This is a genomic window from Shewanella sp. 492, from assembly GCF_059338445.1.
Genome location: NZ_CM181702.1, coordinates 2,700,737 through 2,719,619 on the forward strand (window position 1 = coordinate 2,700,737; position 18,883 = coordinate 2,719,619).

An 18,883-nucleotide genomic window follows, 5' to 3' on the forward strand; every position below is an offset into this window, starting at 1 on the left:
TGCCATTTTTAACGGTAAATAGCTGATTGAGATGGAATTGATTGAATGGAATGTGATTTTACGGAGCATCGCCGCCCCTGATGGCCAATCGCCAGCCACTTCCTGTTACAGGACAAACACCATAACGGCGCCAGACATGCGAGTTAGCGAGCGGCGACATAGAGGTCATTAGCAAGCCGAGCTTTTAGTCGAGACAAACTCACAGGGCTAATACCGATATAATAAGCCAGTTGCTGATTATTGAGTCTATCAACCCACATAGGCCTATGTTTAAGCAGGTGGAGATAGCGCTGCTCAGGTGTATGCAGTAATAAAAAGGCTTCTTTCTGCTCTTTATAGATCAGTTGTTGACTCAATAAGTTGATTTTGACCTTATGCCAACTGCGATCATCAAGCAGCACTAATGGCAGCCTGACAACATGGGCTTCTTGCATCACCTCAATCTGATACTGCGCAACCTCACCTGTTAACCAACTGCTATATAAGAAACACAACTCCTGCTCAAAATAAAACTCTTTGACCAAGGGCGCGCCATTGTCATTGTAATGGCAGGCTTTGAGTAGCCCCGCGCTAATAAAATAGGCAAATTTTTGCCGACTTCCTTGATGTAACAGTACCTCGTCAGCACCCAGTTGTAGCAATGTCGCCTGCCCAGTAGCAGTCGTCATTAAACTGTCGTCTAGCCCTAGCTGTTTTAAATAGAGCGTAAAATCCGCTAATTGACACTCTGACATTATTCCTTAGTCCTCGAGGGAGTCGCAGTGTTAAAGCGTAAACTCTATCACTGCTTATGTTTATGGCCAATATATCAATCCTAGAGCACTGACCAATCTTGGTTTACACTCTTGATTTACACTCTAGCTTTTACCAAGGAAAAGGCCACTCTTATGTCATCACGTATTTTTGTTATTGCTCAATTTCGCCCAAAGATAGGTAAAGAGGCACAACTGTTTGACGTGCTGAAAGCGTTAGAGCCCGATGCGCTGCGTGAACAAGGCTGTATTCAGTACATCTTGACCCGTCAAATCGACCACCCTAGTGCCACTCGCACCGATTATCCAATTATGTTTAATGAAATTTGGATGGATGCCGCTAGTTGGGCCGCCCACGGACGCCGCAAACAGATACAGCACTTTTTTGATACCCAAGTGGCCGCCGCAGACGGTTTAGTTGACGATGCCATCGTGACCGCATACAGCGACGAAGGTTACGATTACGATGCGCCAGTATTTGTGTAATAGCAATCCAATTACACACTAAAATGCAGCCAGTGGCTGCGTTTTTGATTTGGGCTAAAATGATCTTTTTAGCCCAAATCATAGGCTAAAAACGATAATCGAGAGTAATGAAGTATCTCCTTACAACTACCAGCCCAAACTAATCACAATGACAGCTCATTAGCGCCATGACATTCGCCTCAGGCACTACACTTAAAGACTACGATTTACGATTGAAGATCCTTAATCTCTACCGTTTCTTTGAGTCAAATAAGAGGCAATATGATGAGTGAAACCAGTCTTTATACCCGCCTAGGTGGCGAGTCAAATATAGCCAAAGTGGCAGCCGACATCTTTGATACTCACGCTGTAAATCCAATTATAGCGAGTCGTTACCAAGACTCTGATCGTGATAACGTTATCAAGAAAGTCACCGAATTTCTGTGTATGGCTACGGGCGGACCGCAGGAATACACGGGTAAAAGCATGGTTGATACTCACAGAGGCATGAATATCAATGAGCGAGAATATATGGCGGTGATCGATGATATCTTGGTAGTACTGGCCAAACACAATGTCGGCCAGCAAGAGCAGCAGGAACTGTTAATGGCTGCATATTCGCTGCGAAATGAGATCTTAGGTCAATAATGCGCTGAGCGATACCAACAGGAACGACGGATTACTCCATATCTGAAACCAGTCATCAAATTAAACTTACATGAAAAAAATCAGCAATTTAATCAACGCCGACATCAAACCTAACCGATGCACAGCATCGTCGCACAAGTGGATTTAAGGCTAAAACTAAAAAACGCCCTATTGGGCGTTTTTTATATCAATGGGTCAAACGAGTCTAATCACCTCTAATCACCAAAGTCATCGAGTAAGATGTTTTCTTGCTCAACCCCTAAGTTTTCAAGCATGTTGATCACTGACGAGTTCATGATTGGCGGGCCACACATGTAGAACTCACAATCTTCAGGCGCCTTATGGTGTTTAAGGTAATTCTCGTAAAGTACGTTGTGAATAAAGCCGGTGTAGCCGTCCCAATTATCTTCAGGGAGCGGATCGGACAGTGCCACATGCCATTCAAAATTGTCATTTTCCGCTGCTAGGGTATCAAAATCTTCTTTGTAGAAGATTTCACGCCGCGAACGCGCGCCGTACCAGAAGGTCATCTTACGTTTGGTCTTTTCACCTTTAAGCTGGTTAAAAATGTGTGACCGCATCGGCGCCATCCCTGCACCACCGCCAATAAACACCATCTCAGCGTCGGTATCTTTGACGAAGAACTCACCAAAGGGGCCCGAAATAGTCACCTTATCACCCGCTTTGAGGTTAAAAATGTACGATGACATTTTGCCTGGTGGTAAACCGGGGGCTGGCGGCGTCGCGATACGCACGTTAAGCATGATAAGGCCTTTCTCATCAGGATAGTTGGCCATCGAATAGGCGCGCAATACCTCTTCATCTACGGTCGAGACTAGGTCAAATAAACCATATTTCTCCCAGTCATCACGGTACTGCGCTGGAATATCAAAATCACTGTATTTAACTTGATGCGCGGGTGCTTCAATCTGAATATAACCACCCGCCTTAAACTTAACGTCCTCGCCTTCAGGTAGTTTAAGCAGTAACTCTTTAATAAAGGTGGCCTGATTGTTATTGGAGATCACCTCACATTGCCACTTCTTCACCCCGAAGATCTCCTCTTCGATCTCTAGCTCCATGTCGGTTTTAACCGCCACTTGGCAAGCAAGACGACACCCGGCTTTGGCCTCTTTCTTATTAATATGATCGCGCTCGGTCGGTAAGATATCCCCGCCACCCGATTTAACGGTAACTCGGCATTGACCACAAGTGCCACCACCGCCACAGGCCGATGGGATAAAGATATTTTTACTCGCAAGCGCCCCCAGCAGTTTATCGCCAGCGGCGGTCACAATGCTTTTTTCCTCGTCATCGTTAATATTGATTTTTACATCGCCATTGATGACCAATTTGCTTTTGGCGAGCAGTATCACCATAACCAGCACACACACCACTATGGTGAACATGCCTATGCCTATTGCCATTTCCATCTCAAAACCCTTTTGTATAATGCATCTGATTTAAATGGGACAAGCCACCACTTAAAACGAAATCCCCGAGAACGACATAAAGCCTAACGCCATCAGCCCAGTGGTAATAAAGGTGATACCCACGCCCTGAAGCCCCGCGGGTATGGCATGAAACTTCATCCGCTCACGCAGACCCGCCAGCATCACAATCGCCACCGCCCAACCAAAACCTGAGCCAGCAGCAAACACCACCGATTCAGTAAAGGTATAGTCGCGGTTGGCCATAAAAATGACCCCAGCAAAAATGGCGCAGTTGACCGTTAGCAATGGCAAGAAAATCCCTAAACTTTGATAAAGGCTCGGAATGTACTTGTCTAAAAACATCTCTAAAATCTGCACTAAAGCAGCGATCACGCCAATGAAGGTGATCAGCTGTAAGTAGCTCAGATCCAGCTCAGGGTAACCGGCCCACGCCAGCGCTCCTGGGGCTAACACATTGACATAAATCAGCTGATTTAACGGCACGGCTAACATCATCACCACGATCACCGCGATACCTAGACCAAATGAGGTCGATACCTTTTTCGACACCGCAAGGAAGGTACACATGCCCATGAAAAATGACAGCGCCATATTGTCGATAAAGGCCGCTTGAACAAAAAGATTAATATAGTGTTCCATATCCGTTCCTTACCCTCGCTTACGCTGAACAACATTGATTGCCCAAATCATCAAGCCAATCAAGAAGAAGGCGCTTGGTGGTAACTTGAACATCTCGTTGGCCAGATACCAGCCACCGTTTTCAATAGTGGTAAATATTTCATGACCAAACAGGGTGCCACTGCCCAGTAGCTCTCGTACAAAGGCAACACCTAACAAGATAACGCCATAACCTATGGCGTTACCTAGGGCATCGACCACGGCTAAATGCGGCGGCATCTTCATCGCAAAGGCTTCAGCACGGCCCATAATGATGCAGTTGGTGATGATAAGCCCCACAAATACCGACAACTGACGCGACAGCTCATAGGCGATATCTTGCAAAATCATGTCGACGATAATCACCAAGGAGGCGATAACCGTCATCTGCGCAATGATCCGCACACTGTTAGGTATAAAGTTGCGAATGGTGGAGATAATCAGGTTAGAAAACACCAAAACGAAGGTCACCGCCAGTGTCATCACCAATGCAGTTTGCATTGAATTACTCACCGCCAGCGCCGAACAGACCCCAAGCACCTGCATCGCAACGGGGTTGTTAGCAAAAATAGGACTGGTTAATAGATCCCGAGTCGCTGTCATGCTCTTACTCATGTTAAACCTCCGATGCTTTTAGCTTGTTTAGGAAGGTCTCAAAACCTTCATTGCCAAACCAGAACTCAATAGCACGCTGCACGCCGCGCCCGGTCATAGTGGCGCCACTAATGGCATCGACGCCATGTAGGTCACCCGGCTTAGCACCACCTTTCACCACTTTGAACGAGACCTTGCCTTGTTCATTAAACAGTTGCTTACCCTTAAAGGTATCGGTCCAGGCAGTATCATTGAGGAAATCACCAATACCTGGGGTTTCACCATGTTCGTAAAACACCACATTTTCGATGGTATTGAAATCGGGTTTAACCGCCACATAGCCATAAATCATCGACCACAGCCCTTTACCGTAAATAGGCAGTACCACGGCGCGCAGCTCACCATTATCATTCAACACTTTAAATACCCGCGCTTTGTCGGCGCGGCTTTTGATCTTAGCGGTGTCTTTTTTAGGCTTACTCGAGGTCTCGGGGTTAATCGCCGCCATCCGCTCATCAAAGTCGAGCACATCGCTGCTGGTATCAATCTCACCTGTATCGAGTTCAACCAATAATGGGGTGACAGACTTAGCAAAAATTTGTCGAAAATCTTGCTCACCAGCGATATCTACATCGGCCGCCATCAGCACATAACGCTTTAACTCGTCACGTTTTTTGGCCAATTTACGCTCTTTAAGGATCTCGGCGGTACCGGTGATCATAAATGAACAAGAGAGGCAGAGAATGATAGTGAAGATCATGGTCCCCACGACGGTGTCTTTCTTAAATGCCATTAGGATTTATCTCCCATATCGACGCGCGAGTCGCGGCTGGACAGTCGAAATAAAAACGATGCGATGATCGATGACCATAAATTGGCCGTCTGCACTTGTAACATCTGCTGTGATTTATGCGGCATTACGTTTTAGCCTCCGCTTCATATTGCTACGGGCAACGACATAGTCGAATAAGGGGGCCCACAGATTGGCAAACAGGATAGCCAGCATAATGCCTTCTGGCATTTTGAGGTTAAGCACTCGAATCAGCACTGTCATAAAGCCAATCATCAAACCATAAAAAAACTTGCCCTGACGGGTGTAAGCTGTGGTCACTGGATCGGTCGCCATAAACATCATCCCCAGCGCAAAACCGCCAGTCACTAGGTGCCAGGTCCACGGCATAGCAAACATCTCGTTTTTATCCGAGCCAATCAGATTAAACATCACCGCCGTCAACACCATACCGAGCATGACACCCACCACAATGCGCCAATCGGCCAAGCGGGTTAAGATCAGCATTAAACCGCCAAATAAAATTGCCAAGGTGCTGGTTTCGGCAATGGTGCCCACCGTAAAGCCAAACAGGGCATCCCACCATAATGGATCACTAAAGGCTTGATACCAGCTCTGATCGGCAAAGCTCAGCTTGCCCGCAGCCACTTGCGTTAAGGTCGTCGCTCCGGCAAATCCATCAACCGCCACAAACTGCGACAACTGCGCCACCTCAGTGGGGTAGGCAAAGTAGATAAAGGCATAACCCGCCAGCGCAGGGTTAAGGAAGTTATACCCCATGCCGCCAAACATCTCTTTCGCTATGATCACCCCAAAGGTAATGCCCAAAGCCACTATCCATAGCGGGGTCGACACCGGAATAATTAAGGTAAATAGCAATGCGGTAACGAAGAAACCTTCGTGCAGTTCTTGACGACGCACCTTAGCGAATACCACCTCCCAAAAGAGGCTAACCGACAAGGCGGTCAAATAGATAGGCACATAGAAGCTTAAGCCATAAGCAAAACGGCTTAACAGCCCAGACTGCTCAGTGAGCCCACCGGTAACGCCATTAAAGGCCAATAGCTGCCATACATCGGGCGTAGTCAACCCTGACGCCAGTGCCAGCTGAGCCTGCAGACCCAAGTTATAGACACCGATTAAGATGGCCGGCAGCAAACAGAGCCCAACTATCGTCATAGTCCGCTTAACATCAATGGCATCACGCACATGCACTTTGCCTTTGGTACTGCGACCACTGGCATAGAGCAAGGAGCGAAAATAGCTGCGCATTGACTCGCCATGGGCATAGTAGTCAGTTTGTTTGTCAGGCGTGTTATTTGGCTTACTCATTACCCTTCCCTCTCAATAATATCTAGGCAGATGCGCAGTTCTTGGCCAAAATCATATTTGCCCGGGCAGACAAATGTACACAATGCCAAATCTTCTTCATCGAGTTCTAACGCCCCTAAGAGTTGCGCTTCGTCTGTGTCACGCACCACAAGGTCGCGCATTAATAGTGTGGGCAAAATATCCAGTGGCATAACGCGATCAAGTTGACCAAATGCCATTATCGCACGGTGTGAACCACCCGCCTGAGTGGTTAAATTAAACAGCCGCTTAGCACCTTTAAAGCGTGACGTCACGGCGCGAGTAATAGAGAACTTGTTTGAGCCACCGCGTACCCATGGCAGCAGCTGTTGGCCTTCTGCTTCGGCCAAAATAGCAATTTGTTGGTGGAAGCGACCGAGATAATCGTGAGGACCATCGGCAGTATGACCTGCAAGAATAGAGCCTGAAACGATACGGTTATTACCGGGCTTCATTTCACCTTGCACTAACTGGCTTAGCTGAGCGCCCAACTGAGTGCGCAGTAAACGCGGATTTGCCACCATTGGGCCACCAAGGGCCACCACTCGGCTGGTGTATAACTCGCCGGTCAAAAACAGTTTGCCGTAAGCAATCACATCTTGGTAACCCAGGTGCCATACCGGCCTTTCGATACTCGCGGGTTGAATAAAATGAATGTGAGTACCCACTAAGCCTGCAGGATGTACTCCGGCAAAGCGATGACTGGTTACTTTAGGTAAGTCAGCGCCAGGCATTGCTTCACCTGCATCATGGCACAGATGTATTGGGCCATCAGTTAGATAGCCGAGCACAGTTAAACCTGCGGCAAACGCTTGTGGCTGCTCGGCAATAATAATGCGCGGATCGGCTGCCAACGGATTGGTATCCATGGCATTGACAAAAATGGCCGTTGGTTGGCTATCAAGCTGAGGGATACGAGAAAAAGGACGCGTTCTGAGCGCCGTCCACAAACCACTATTAACGAGGTTTTGCTGCACCGTTTCGCGGCTTACTTGGCTCAAGTCGTTGAAAGATTCAAACCTAAGCTTGTCATCACCTTCAACCGCAATCACCACAGATTGCAGGCGACGACGTTCACCACGATTAATTTCGACCACCACGCCGCTGGCGGGCGCGGTGAATAGCACACCAGGGGTTGTCTTATCTTCAAACAGGGGCTGACCTTGCTTGACGCTATCGCCAACCTCAACCAGTAACGTGGGTTTTAACCCCACATATTCTTCACCCAGCAGGGCCACCTTAGTAGGAAACGCTGCTGTTTCAATCTCTTGCCTTGGCTCACCGGCGATGGGCACATCTAAGCCCTTCTTGATTGTCTTAATCTTGTCTGAGAAACCTGCCATCGCAAACATCAACCATTAAAATTTTGGGATACTCAATAGTAAATGATTGTTAACTAAAATACCGATAGTAAAGTCACACTCCGGCACCGTTTGGTAACTAAGCAACGCAGCTTTAGCGCATAACGTGATCTAGATCGGTAAATAATGTGGCCTCTTCGACACTCTGACCTAACAATGTAGTTTTATAACAATAAAAAGCGCTTTTAGTGCTTAAAAATCTCGTAAGGCAGGTAAGTAAACTCGCCAATATGTCCCACAAACGAGTCATTACGCGACATCGCCATGTTGAAAGTCAGCTTGCTGATGACCCCAGACAATATGTCCAAAAAAACATTTAGACATCCAGATGGCCAAGTGCTATGTTCTTCATTCACTCAAAGGAATAGGAACCCATAAGATGAAACTCGAATCATTAGCACTACACCATGGATATGAGTCAGAAGCGACCACCAAAGCGGCGGCGGTTCCCATCTACCAAACCACCTCCTACACCTTTGATGACACTCAGCATGGTGCCGACCTGTTTGACTTAAAAGTGGCTGGCAACATCTACACCCGCATCATGAACCCCACCACTAATGTGTTAGAGCAACGCTTGGCGGCAATCGAAGGGGGCATTGGCGCCCTTGCTGTGGCCTCGGGAATGGCCGCCATCACCTATGCGATCCAAGCCTTAACTCAGGTCGGCGACAACATTGTTAGCACCAGCCAGCTCTATGGCGGCACCTATAATCTGTTTGCCCACACACTGCCGCGCCAAGGGGTTGAAGTTCGCATGGCGGCGTTTAATGATTTTGACGGCTTAGCCGCACTCATCGATGACAATACCAAGGCTTTATTTTGCGAGTCGATTGGTAATCCGGCCGGTAATATTGTCGACATCGAACGCCTAGCCGACATCGCCCACCGCCATGGAGTGCCGCTTATCGTCGATAATACCGTAGCAACACCTGTGCTGTGTCGCCCATTTGAATTTGGTGCCGATATTGTGGTGCATTCGCTCACCAAATACATTGGCGGCCACGGCACCACGGTTGGCGGCGCCATTATTGACTCGGGTAAATTTGACTGGGCTGCGCAGCCCAAACGCTTTGCCGTGCTCAACGAACCCGATCCCTCTTATCATGGCGTTGTCTATACCGAGGCTTTTGGTCCTGCCGCCTTTATTGGTCGTTGCCGAGTAGTGCCACTGAGAAATACCGGCGCGGCGCTCGCTCCGCAAAGCGCCTTCTTGCTACTGCAAGGGCTAGAAACCTTGGCGCTGCGAATGGAACGCCATTGCAGTAACGCACTCACTTTAGCGCAATATCTCAGCCAGCATCCGCAGATAGCTTGGGTCAATTACGGCGCATTGGAGCAGAGCCCCTATCGTGATAACTGCCATAAAATCACTGGCGGCAAAGCCTCGGGCATTATTAGTTTTGGCATTAAAGCCTCGTCACCACAGGAAGCCAAGGCCGCAGGCGGGCGCTTTATCGACGCGTTGCAGATGATCTTACGTTTGGTCAATATCGGCGATGCAAAGTCCTTAGCCTGTCATCCCGCCACCACCACGCACAGGCAGCTTGACGCTACCGAACTGGCGAAGGCGGGGGTATCTGAGGACTTAGTACGTATCTCGGTGGGCATTGAGCATATTGACGACATTATTGCCGATGTGGCACAGGCATTAGAAAAGGCCAGTCGCTAGACAATATAATCGGCTGTAATAGCAATAAAAATGGCTAACGATACTCAATCATTAGCCATTTTTTTGTATGCCAACCATGCTACGGGGCCGCATCATTGTGCACGTGATTTATCGTGAGCAAGCTGCTCGGCATCAAGGATCTGCATGCCTGCAGTAATCGCCACCACCGCCTTAGATTTAAACTCTCGGCGGTAGAGGGTATACACCACCACAAGGCTGGCCACAATAAACAGCAAGGGGTGAAAGAAGCCACATAACACCGCCATGGCAAAATAATAGGAACGCAAACCGTAGTTATAGGCATGGGCGGCGCGATCTTGCACTCTGGCCATCTGCAACGCATAGTCTTGCAACGGCTTATTAGTACCACTTTTATCCACTGGCGTTGCCCCAATCATCACGTTTAAAAAGCCATATTGGCGCATCGACCAGGTAAACTGAAAAAAGGCCATCACAAAAATAAATGCCAATAACGTCAGTTTCAATTGGATCAGTAAGTGCTCGGGCGGCGCCGTCAAGGGTATCGATGCGATCACCGCTTCTAAGCGCTCCACTTGGGCAAATAGGGTCAGTACGCCAGCGAGCACTAGCATGGTGGTCGAGGCAAAAAAAGTAATATTGCGCTCTAAATTGGCCAGTAATGCTGCCTCTGCCACCCGCACTTCACGGCCCACTAACTGGTTCATCCAATGAATACGATGTTGATGCATGCATTTGGCGATACAATTGCTTGATTTAGCCTTAATGCGTGCAAATCGGCTATAGCCCGCCCAGCAACTAAAAAAGCAGAGCGCGGCAATCATGTCGAACAGATAATAGGTCATCACAGTTAATCGTCCTTAACGCACATCATCCACCGAGTGCAGGTAGCACCACAGCATACCCGTGGCGACAACTCATTAAATCATATGCTATTAATATTGCAAACAAACGACAAGCCCACTCGCACAGCCTTTGTCCATTTAGCACGAAATCCTCACCAAAAGATGAAACACTTGTTAATGAATTGTTTTAAGCCCTGATGAGTTGTAGAATTTCGTCCTAGTAACAACGACTAATAGACAATAAAGGATTATTTATGACGTTATCCATTAAACACCGACTGCCAAGCTTATTACTATCGGCACTGTTCTTGACCGCATGTGGTGGAGGCGGCAGTGGTAACACTATTGATCTCACTGGTGGAACTAGCGATACGGGCAACAATAACGGCGCTTTGACCTGGGTTGAGGGTGAGTTCACCCCTTATGCCCAACTGGCAAACCAATGCATTGCAGACCAAACGGGATCTGCACTCAATGAAAAGCTGTGGCTGCGTTCATGGAGTAACGACACCTATTTATGGTATGACGAAATCATCGATAGAGATCCCGCACCTTATACGGTGCTCGAGTACTTTGACCTGCTTAAAACCGATGAATTATCGGCATCTGGCAACATCAAAGATCAGTTCCATTTCGCCATGCCCAGCGACGAGTGGGAGCAATTAAACCAGGCGGGAGCGTCGTTAGGTTACGGCTTTAATTTATACTTACAGCAGGCCAGTGCCGGGGTGGATAGAAAAGTCACCGTCACCTTTAGTGAGCCCAACTCTCCAGCGGCGTTGGCCAGTATCGGCCGCGGCGCGGTGATTGTCAGTGTGGATGGCGTCAGTATTAAAGATGCGAATGACAGCGACTCAATCAACATTCTTAATGCCGGTCTATTCCCTAGTGTGTCAGGCAAACAGACAGACTTTGGCGTACTCGACTTAGGCGCCACCGAGACCCGCAATGTCACTTTAACCGCCAAAAGCGTGGTGTCGACACCAGTGCCTATTGCCAGCGCCATCCCCACATTTAGCGGCAATGTCGGCTATATCCAATTTAACGCCCATATCGCCACTGCAGAGGGTCAATTGGTTGATGCCATCAACGGCTTAAAGAATTCTGATGTACAAGATCTGGTGTTGGACTTACGCTATAACGGCGGCGGCTTACTCGCCCTAGCAAGCCAATTGGGTTACATGATTGCCGGTGAGCAAGCGACCCAAAATCGCACCTTTGAACGACTCACTTTTAACGACAAATACCCTACTCGCGATCCGGTGACGGGTGATGCCTTAACCCCTATCCCCTTTATCGACCAGAGCATCGGCTTTGATCCCAGCTCACTTGGGGCCGGACAAGCCCTGCCGTCACTCAATCTACAACGGGTGTTTGTACTTACCACCAATAACACCTGCTCAGCCAGTGAAGCCTTAATGAATGGCCTGCGCGGCATCGATATTGAGGTGATCCAAATCGGCGGCACCAGTTGCGGTAAACCTTATGGTTTTTATCCAACGCCGAACTGTGATACCACCTACTTTAGCGTGCAATTTAAAGGGATCAACGACAAAGGCTTCGGCGATTACTCGGACGGATTTGTCCCCAGTAGTAACCCTACATTAGCCAGCGATCTTCCAGGTTGCGCCCTTAATGATGACTTTAGCCAGCCGCTCGGTAATACTGAAGAGCGCTTGTTATCCGCCGCACTTTTTTATCGCGACAATAACCGCTGCCCAGCCGTGAGCACATCAATGGCCAGAGCCGCCGTACAGGCACCCTTTATCGATAAAGGGTTTACCCTCGAAGACACGCGGATGCAAAGTAAGCTACGTAATAACCGTATTTGGCCTACTGGGTTATAAGGAGTACAGATGCAAGCTGATGCTAAATCTCACCCTCTTACTCGCCATAGCTGGTGGCTGATGACTTACTTGCTGCTTGCAGGCTGTAGCCTACAAGCCGATGACAGTCAGGCCGAAGCCTTGCCAGCAGTTATCGTTGAACCTAGTGCCGCCAGCACCTTAGAATTAGAGCGTACTATTGCCACCCTGCTGCAGATGCAAAAGGTGACTCTGGCTGCAGGGGCTTTTACTCAAAACCCCAACCTGACACTAGCACGCCTAGCGCATAAGGATGCCAACGGCGTGCTTATTATGGGGCGTGACTATGAATCGCCGCGCATTGTGCAGTTATTAATAAAAGACGGCCAGTGTCTGCTGGCCGATGGGCAAGGTAAGCAAAGCCCGCCTCTAACTGATACTCGATGCAAACGAGCCAAATAGCATGGCGAGTTCCTGCCAGCAGCAATAGCCCACAGCGATAAGCCAAAGCCTTGCACTAAAAAGCCACTGTTCGATTAAAACAGTGGCTTTTTTATGGGTCGCTGATTGACCCCAGCGCCTTACTCCTCACTGGCGGCAATTTTAGCCCGCAGATCGGCACTGACAATGGCGAGTGCGTCCAGCGCAACTTGTGGGTCAATGGCATGCGTCTCTAGCAAGTAGATCAAATCCACCGCCAGTTTCATCTCATCGCTCGCCTCCGCTAAAGGGCTTGCTTGCGATTCGCCGCTCCCAGCTTGATTCGCTCGAGGAGTACCGTCTTGGCGCTGACTTTCTTGAGTTAGGTTGGCTTTAGATGACATAGCGATATTGAGTTAACCAAAATGAGCCGATATTTTCACACAGCCCCACCGTCAGGACAAGCCATCCACCGTTACCGCCCATTATCTGGCGTGACGACAACATAGCCTTTAGATAACAAATATTGATAGGCTTTTCGTGCAGTCGCGCATTCAAGATTAAGCCAAATTCCTATTTGCACATCTTTCAACAAGGTTTCTGAAAATTGATATTCCTGCGCATCGATATCTAACTGCTCGAATATCGCCTTGGTCGAAATGTTATCGGCAAAAGCGTAGTCGACTCTGCCTTTAATCAATAACTGCACCCCTTGCTTGATGGTTTCGACATCAAAAATACTCATGTTAGCATCAAGCATCGCTTGCCCCATCCCTGAGGGTTTTAATGAACCACGAAAATAAGCCACTTTTTTGCCGCTTAATTCGGATAAATCCTGCCATCGAAAACGGTTATTTTGCCGTTTTCTAAGTAAGCCCAAATGAACCAGTTGATCTGATAGTCCGACTAACACCTCGCGCTTAGATGCTAAGGTAGGCGGGTAAAAACTGGCACACCACTGCTCGCTGTCGATTAACTTTTCGGCTCGTGCAGGGGGATAGGTTAACGTCTTAACTTTTATATGTGCGCCCGTTAACGCCTGACGAAGCAGAGTATAGGATAAGCCATTATCGCCATCAATCGATCTCATGGTAAAGGGTGGGTAATGAATACTGACGACCGACAATATCTCATCGGGCTGCTCAGCATTGCCGCCACCCATAGCGCTTTTAAGTTGTTCGACGCTACTGGGATTAGCCATAACAGACAACGTCATCATTATGGTTATGCTGAATATGATGAGCATATTAAAAAACCCCATCGCCACGCACCTCATTATACTAACAGTCGGCATCCACTTTATGGTTAAAGCATAGCAGCCGTAAAACAGTCGTTGAGCTAACTCTATCCCATAAGCCTGTTAATCTCACCATGAAAAGTCGATTGCGAGTGATTTTGCTAACGGCGATGTGTTAACGCGTATTTGTGTAGGACTATTTTTGTGCAGGGCTATGTTATTAAGCCACTATATTTGAGGATGATGAGGTATCAGAGAAACCTGATAAATAGCCGCTGTAAACTGTCATCAATGTGAATAATTAACCACTCAGGTAGCGGATTAAACAGAAAGACTTTAGTGTTATAGCAAGACTGAATATACTGGCGCAACGATTGACCGACGACGAATGAGAAATATGAGCGAGAATAGCGCCCCGAAGACCCAGAAACTGGATTTTTCAGCCATCAATAAAACCACCGCCAAATCCTTTAATGAACAAAAAAATTTGATCAAACGCCTGTTCAAAGGCAATACCGTGCTGTGTGAAGAGTGTAAGCAGCCACTGCAATTGGTTGTACCAACCGATAAGCAAGCCAGTGGTAAATACGGCGTTTTTTGTAAAAAAGGCTGCACCGACATTGAACTTGAGATGGATGTAATCGCATAACTCATCACGCTAACAACAGCCGGAGCGTTACCGAGACCGCAATATGAATGCTGCAATTATTGGCGCAACTGGATTAGTGGGTAACGCGCTATTAATGCGCCTTGTTGCAGATCAAAGATATCAAAAAATCTGGGTATTAGGCCGACGCGCGCCTGCTTTGGAGCATCCAAAATTAATATTTCAGTCAATTGAGCTTGATATGCTTGCGCAACTCACGCCCCCCTTCCCTATTGACCATGGGTTTTGCTGTCTTGGCACCACAATAAAACAAGCGGGCAGTAAAGCAGCTTTTGCCGCGGTTGACCACGACGCGGTAATTCAATTCACCCTGTGCTGTAATGCTAACAAAACGGCTGTCATCACGGCACTGGGAGCCGATGCCAACAGCCGCGTGTTTTACAACAGAGTCAAAGGAAAAACCGAACTTAAACTCACCACTTGGGCAGTAGAGCAAAGTAAAGCCCTACTGTTGGTACAACCGAGTCTGCTGTTAGGCCAGCGCGATCACAGTCGGATACTTGAAGATATTGGCCAGCATATCATGCCACTTATCGCCCCATTAATGCTGGGTAAGCTAGCTCAATATCGCCCCATAAAAGCAGATGTCGTCGCCAAGGCGATGCTCACTACACTTAACCACATTGAGCCAACAGCGATAGCGACATTAGATAACCAACAAATGCTGAGCATGGGCTATTAACCCTCATCGGTATAAAGATGTCATCGCTCCCCCATTAACGCTATAATCGGCGCCTTTTTTATAATTGACCTTCGCCTAACGTCCTATGCGCTTATTAAAATCATCCACCCATGCTGCTCTTAACAACCAACAAACGAACGCGAAAGGTTTTCATCGCCAGGCTGCGCGCGGCATCATTTTACGCGGCGAACAAATTTTGATGCTATATACCGAGCGTTATCACGATTACAGTATTCCCGGCGGCGGAGTGGATGAAGGCGAAGATATCCGCCAAGGCTTGATTCGTGAACTCGAAGAGGAAACTGGCGCGCACACCATTGAAATTGTGTCTGAATTTGGCCGCTATGAAGAATACCGTCCTTGGTATAAAGATGGTTTTGACTTTGTTCATATGGAGTCATTTTGCTTTGTGTGTTCCATTGGTGAAACCCTAGGAGACACTAAGCTTGAAGCCCATGAGATCCAAAATGGCATGTATCCGGTGTGGATTAACATCCATGATGCAATCGCCCATAACGAGCACACTATGGCCCATAGCAATAAAAAAGGGATGTCGATTGAACGCGAAACTTACCTGCTAAAATTGATCACCCAACAACTGTTATAATGTCAGCAAGAGGGAGATGATTCTCCCTCTTAAATCCGTCAGTAAAGCCTTAAAAATTTACAAACATATTGATGATCATCGCATTGATAATATCAATAAAGAACCCACACACCAGTGGCACGATAATAAAGGCGCGGTGAGCGGCGCCATATTGCTGTGTCACCGCGGTCATATTGACAATCGCGGTAGCGGTTGAGCCTAATGTCACACCGCCAAAACCTGAGCATATCACCGCAGATTCATAATCTTTGCCCATAGCCCGAAACACCACGAAGATGGTGAACATCACAGATAACAGCACCTGTAAGCCCATCACCGTCGAGATATACAGTAAACTGCCTTCAAGTTCCCATATTTTTAGGCTCATCAATGCCATGGTTAAAAACATCCCCAAACAAATATCTTGGATCAAGGTTAAGCCCCGGCCAGCCTCAAGGATATAAGCACTTTGCGCTCGCCCCTTGCGCTCAAGATAAAATCGACCACTATTACCAAGGATAATCCCCGCCAGTAAACAGCTCACAAATAACGGTAATTTAAGCCCAAACCCCGTTAACCCAACATCGATAAAATAACCCATGATGAGGGTGACATTGAGCCATAACCACGCTCGTAATACCCCAAAATAGTCGACCTGCATGTGCTGGCTATTCTCTTGATGGCTAGTACCAATATCAAGCTCATCATCGCCACTGGCTTTAAGGTGGTGACGTTTCATTAAATAAGCCGCGATCGGCCCCCCAATCATACAAGCAGAGATTAAACCGAGCGTATTAGACGCTATCCCGAGCTCAGCCGCATTGGCAATACCTAACTCTTCAACAAAAGTGGGCGTCCACGCCATGGTGGTCCCCACGCCACCGATGAGGGCAATAGACCCAGACATTAATCCCGCTTTAGGATCGAGACCAAATAGGGTCGCGACACTGACGCCCATCACGTTTTGAATAAAGATAAAGCTGGAGGAGAGCAGCAGTAAAATCAGTAACGGCTTACCACCTTTCAACAGAGTAGCGATATCAGCCTTAAGACCAATACCCGCAAAGAAGTACAACAGTAAGATATCACGAACATCGAGGTTAAACTCAATCTGCAGATCGAAGCCATAATAGAGAATGCCCACAATCGCCGCACAGGCAAAGCCCCCCACCACAGGCTCTGGAATACTGTATTTACGCAGCAGCTCATAACGTGAAATGATATTTTTACCGATAAATAGCGCAATAATCGCTAAGGTAAAAGAGACGAAATCCTTTATTTCAACAAGTTGGGGGTCCATATTGAGTCCTAGCGCATCGTGTTTACAAAAAGATAACATTGTTGCCGTAAAATAACGACTAATGGCTAGGTTAAATCTTTTATTTCACACGGTTGACTAAAGGCTAGGTAGCAGCCGATAAGCTATGCAAGCTTAAACGGCCAAGGTGATGAGCTTAACGCTTATGGTGCTTAGTGATAAACTTATCAAGCTGATTGCCAAAGGCCTGTTTCTCACTTTGGCCTATCGCCGCGGGGCCTCCCGTTTGTACGCCACTGGCGCGCATGGTGTCCATAAAATCACGCATATTAAGAATCGATTTAATATTTTGCGTGGTATATAGCTCGCCTCTTGGGTTTAACGCAAAGCCGCCCTTATCTATCACCTCTGAGGCTAGTGGAATATCGGCGGTGATCACCAAATCGCCTGCATTTAAGCGTTTGACTATCTCATCATCGGCCACATCAAAGCCTGACGAAACGGTCACTAAATTGATGAAACGTGACGGCGGAATGCGCATTGCGTGATTCGCCACTAAGGTCACCTCGATTTCGGCGCGATCGGCTGCGCGAAATAGCATCTCTTTTATCACCCCAGGACATGCGTCGGCATCGACCCAAATTTTCATTTACCCCTCCAGCTCATTTGAGCAAACACTTATGTGCCTATCTATTGCACTTAACCCTCATGCGTCGCTATCTATGCCAATGGCGCAGCGCGATTAAGTGCATGATTAATTGGCGGCGACTATAGCATAAATCCGCTTGGCGACTAAATATGCCCAGCCCCCATCTTGGCCAAGGTTCGATTAACACTTTAGTAAAAGATATGGTATTTTTATCCCATTATCAGGGCTTTATTAGTAATCAATTTATTATGACAGTAGTTAGCAGCAACGCACCTGCGCCAGCCTTTACGCCAGACACCTTCGCCTTTTTAGCTCAACTTGAAGCGAACAACCATCGCGACTGGTTTAAGGCCAATCAAGCCGACTATGAAGATAAGGTGCGCACCCCTGCACTGCAATTTATTGCAGCGATGGCGCCGCACATTCAACAGCTATCGCCTCGCCTAACGGCGGTGGCCAAAAAGGTCGGCGGCAGCCTAATGCGCCCCCAACGCGATGCCCGCTTTAGCAAAGATAAAACCCCCTATAAAATCAATGTCGGTATCCAGTTTCGCCACTTCCAAGGCAAGGATGTGCATGCACCGGGTTTTTACCTGCATATTGCCAACGAAGGCTGCTTTATCGGCGCTGGTATTTGGCACCCTGACAGCAAGGCGCTAAACCACATTCGTAGCTGTATCCTTGACAACCCCAATGCCTATAAACAAGCCTTAAAGCAACTGGCTGATGCCGGTTTCGCCATGGAGGGCGACAGTCTAATCAGGCCACCGAAAGGATTTGATAAAGACCACCCTATGATTGATGAGCTTAAGCGCAAAGACTTTATCGCCATCAAAACCATCAGCACAGAGCAACTATTTGCCGACAATTTTGATGTGTGGTGCGCCAAGCAATTTAGCCACGCCAACAAGCTTATGGGTTACCTTTGCTTTGCATTGGATTTAGATTATTAAAAAAATAGGGATATTAGATGAACAAGCGGTTAACGACTAAAACGATCACAAAACCACTA

21 protein-coding genes are annotated in these 18,883 nt (G+C 47.7%); 9 read left to right on the forward strand and 12 right to left on the reverse strand.

Annotation, left to right across the window (positions count from 1 at the left end):
* Positions 1-143: 143 nt before the first annotated feature.
* Positions 144-734, reverse strand: a complete 591-nt coding sequence (locus AC5YBX_RS11895) for a Crp/Fnr family transcriptional regulator (protein WP_494521312.1) — start codon at positions 732-734, stop codon at positions 144-146.
* Between the two features lie 153 nt (positions 735-887).
* Between AC5YBX_RS11895 and AC5YBX_RS11900 the strand changes: the two genes are divergently transcribed.
* On the forward strand, positions 888-1,238 hold the full coding sequence (locus tag AC5YBX_RS11900) for a putative quinol monooxygenase (protein ID WP_494521311.1): 351 nt from the start codon (positions 888-890) through the stop codon (positions 1,236-1,238).
* A 261-nt stretch (positions 1,239-1,499) separates the two neighbouring features.
* Positions 1,500-1,865 (forward strand): group I truncated hemoglobin, encoded by a 366-nt coding sequence (locus AC5YBX_RS11905; protein ID WP_494521310.1) that lies wholly within the window; start codon positions 1,500-1,502, stop codon positions 1,863-1,865.
* A gap of 215 nt (positions 1,866-2,080) precedes the next feature.
* On the opposite strand, the gene nqrF is transcribed toward AC5YBX_RS11905, so the two are convergent.
* The 6 genes from nqrF to AC5YBX_RS11935 form a co-directional block, all read right to left on the reverse strand.
* The gene (gene nqrF, locus AC5YBX_RS11910) at positions 2,081-3,298 is read right to left on the reverse strand and encodes an NADH:ubiquinone reductase (Na(+)-transporting) subunit F (RefSeq protein ID WP_494521309.1); all 1,218 of its coding nucleotides are present in this window, start codon (positions 3,296-3,298) and stop codon (positions 2,081-2,083) included.
* A gap of 51 nt (positions 3,299-3,349) precedes the next feature.
* Entirely contained in the window at positions 3,350-3,958 is a 609-nt protein-coding gene (gene nqrE, locus AC5YBX_RS11915; protein ID WP_494521308.1) for an NADH:ubiquinone reductase (Na(+)-transporting) subunit E, read from the reverse strand.
* 9 nt (positions 3,959-3,967) lie between these two features.
* Complete coding sequence (locus AC5YBX_RS11920) at positions 3,968-4,591, reverse strand: NADH:ubiquinone reductase (Na(+)-transporting) subunit D (protein WP_494523738.1); 624 nt, start codon at positions 4,589-4,591, stop codon at positions 3,968-3,970.
* 1 nt (position 4,592) lies between these two features.
* Positions 4,593-5,363, reverse strand: coding sequence for a Na(+)-translocating NADH-quinone reductase subunit C (locus tag AC5YBX_RS11925; RefSeq protein ID WP_494523739.1), 771 nt, complete (start codon positions 5,361-5,363; stop codon positions 4,593-4,595).
* A 114-nt stretch (positions 5,364-5,477) separates the two neighbouring features.
* Positions 5,478-6,692, reverse strand: coding sequence for an NADH:ubiquinone reductase (Na(+)-transporting) subunit B (locus AC5YBX_RS11930; protein WP_494521305.1), 1,215 nt, complete (start codon positions 6,690-6,692; stop codon positions 5,478-5,480).
* Positions 6,692-8,053: a Na(+)-translocating NADH-quinone reductase subunit A gene (locus AC5YBX_RS11935; protein WP_494523740.1), complete on the reverse strand. Its 1,362-nt coding sequence runs from the start codon at positions 8,051-8,053 to the stop codon at positions 6,692-6,694. Before AC5YBX_RS11935 ends, AC5YBX_RS11930 begins: the two co-directional genes overlap by 1 nt.
* A 397-nt stretch (positions 8,054-8,450) precedes the next feature.
* Here AC5YBX_RS11935 and AC5YBX_RS11940 point away from each other — a divergent pair, with 397 nt between their 5' ends.
* On the forward strand, positions 8,451-9,743 hold the full coding sequence (locus AC5YBX_RS11940; RefSeq protein ID WP_494523741.1) for an O-acetylhomoserine aminocarboxypropyltransferase/cysteine synthase family protein: 1,293 nt from the start codon (positions 8,451-8,453) through the stop codon (positions 9,741-9,743).
* A gap of 92 nt (positions 9,744-9,835) precedes the next feature.
* Here AC5YBX_RS11940 and AC5YBX_RS11945 read toward each other — a convergent pair whose 3' ends face one another.
* Entirely contained in the window at positions 9,836-10,567 is a 732-nt protein-coding gene (locus AC5YBX_RS11945) for a DUF599 domain-containing protein (protein ID WP_494521603.1), read from the reverse strand.
* A 254-nt stretch (positions 10,568-10,821) separates the two neighbouring features.
* Here AC5YBX_RS11945 and AC5YBX_RS11950 point away from each other — a divergent pair, with 254 nt between their 5' ends.
* Both AC5YBX_RS11950 and AC5YBX_RS11955 read left to right on the forward strand, forming a co-directional pair.
* Positions 10,822-12,414, forward strand: coding sequence for a S41 family peptidase (locus AC5YBX_RS11950; protein ID WP_494521302.1), 1,593 nt, complete (start codon positions 10,822-10,824; stop codon positions 12,412-12,414).
* Positions 12,415-12,423: 9 nt separating this feature from the next.
* Positions 12,424-12,834 (forward strand): hypothetical protein, encoded by a 411-nt coding sequence (locus AC5YBX_RS11955; protein ID WP_494523742.1) that lies wholly within the window; start codon positions 12,424-12,426, stop codon positions 12,832-12,834.
* A gap of 119 nt (positions 12,835-12,953) precedes the next feature.
* Here AC5YBX_RS11955 and AC5YBX_RS11960 read toward each other — a convergent pair whose 3' ends face one another.
* Together AC5YBX_RS11960 and AC5YBX_RS11965 are read right to left on the reverse strand one after the other, a co-directional pair.
* On the reverse strand, positions 12,954-13,196 hold the full coding sequence (locus AC5YBX_RS11960) for a DUF2496 domain-containing protein (RefSeq protein ID WP_494521300.1): 243 nt from the start codon (positions 13,194-13,196) through the stop codon (positions 12,954-12,956).
* A 71-nt stretch (positions 13,197-13,267) separates the two neighbouring features.
* Positions 13,268-14,011 carry a substrate-binding periplasmic protein gene (locus AC5YBX_RS11965; protein WP_494521299.1) on the reverse strand — a complete coding sequence of 248 codons (744 nt, stop codon included), beginning with the start codon at positions 14,009-14,011 and terminating at the stop codon, positions 13,268-13,270.
* Between the two features lie 415 nt (positions 14,012-14,426).
* Here AC5YBX_RS11965 and AC5YBX_RS11970 point away from each other — a divergent pair, with 415 nt between their 5' ends.
* The 3 genes from AC5YBX_RS11970 (at position 14,427) to AC5YBX_RS11980 (ending at position 15,985) form a co-directional block, all read left to right on the forward strand.
* Complete coding sequence (locus tag AC5YBX_RS11970; RefSeq protein WP_494521298.1) at positions 14,427-14,678, forward strand: hypothetical protein; 252 nt, start codon at positions 14,427-14,429, stop codon at positions 14,676-14,678.
* Between the two features lie 43 nt (positions 14,679-14,721).
* The gene (locus AC5YBX_RS11975) at positions 14,722-15,378 is read left to right on the forward strand and encodes a Rossmann-fold NAD(P)-binding domain-containing protein (RefSeq protein WP_494521297.1); all 657 of its coding nucleotides are present in this window, start codon (positions 14,722-14,724) and stop codon (positions 15,376-15,378) included.
* Positions 15,379-15,463: 85 nt separating this feature from the next.
* On the forward strand, positions 15,464-15,985 hold the full coding sequence (locus tag AC5YBX_RS11980; protein WP_494521296.1) for an NUDIX hydrolase: 522 nt from the start codon (positions 15,464-15,466) through the stop codon (positions 15,983-15,985).
* A gap of 49 nt (positions 15,986-16,034) precedes the next feature.
* On the opposite strand, the gene gltS is transcribed toward AC5YBX_RS11980, so the two are convergent.
* Complete coding sequence (gene gltS / locus AC5YBX_RS11985) at positions 16,035-17,264, reverse strand: sodium/glutamate symporter (protein ID WP_494521295.1); 1,230 nt, start codon at positions 17,262-17,264, stop codon at positions 16,035-16,037.
* Positions 17,265-17,418: 154 nt separating this feature from the next.
* A complete protein-coding gene (locus tag AC5YBX_RS11990) occupies positions 17,419-17,871 on the reverse strand; it encodes a YaiI/YqxD family protein (RefSeq protein WP_494521294.1) in 453 nt (150 codons plus the stop codon).
* A gap of 248 nt (positions 17,872-18,119) precedes the next feature.
* On the opposite strand from AC5YBX_RS11990, the gene AC5YBX_RS11995 reads away from it, so the two are divergent.
* Complete coding sequence (locus AC5YBX_RS11995) at positions 18,120-18,824, forward strand: DUF2461 domain-containing protein (RefSeq protein WP_494524818.1); 705 nt, start codon at positions 18,120-18,122, stop codon at positions 18,822-18,824.
* The last annotated feature ends 59 nt before the right edge of the window (positions 18,825-18,883 follow it).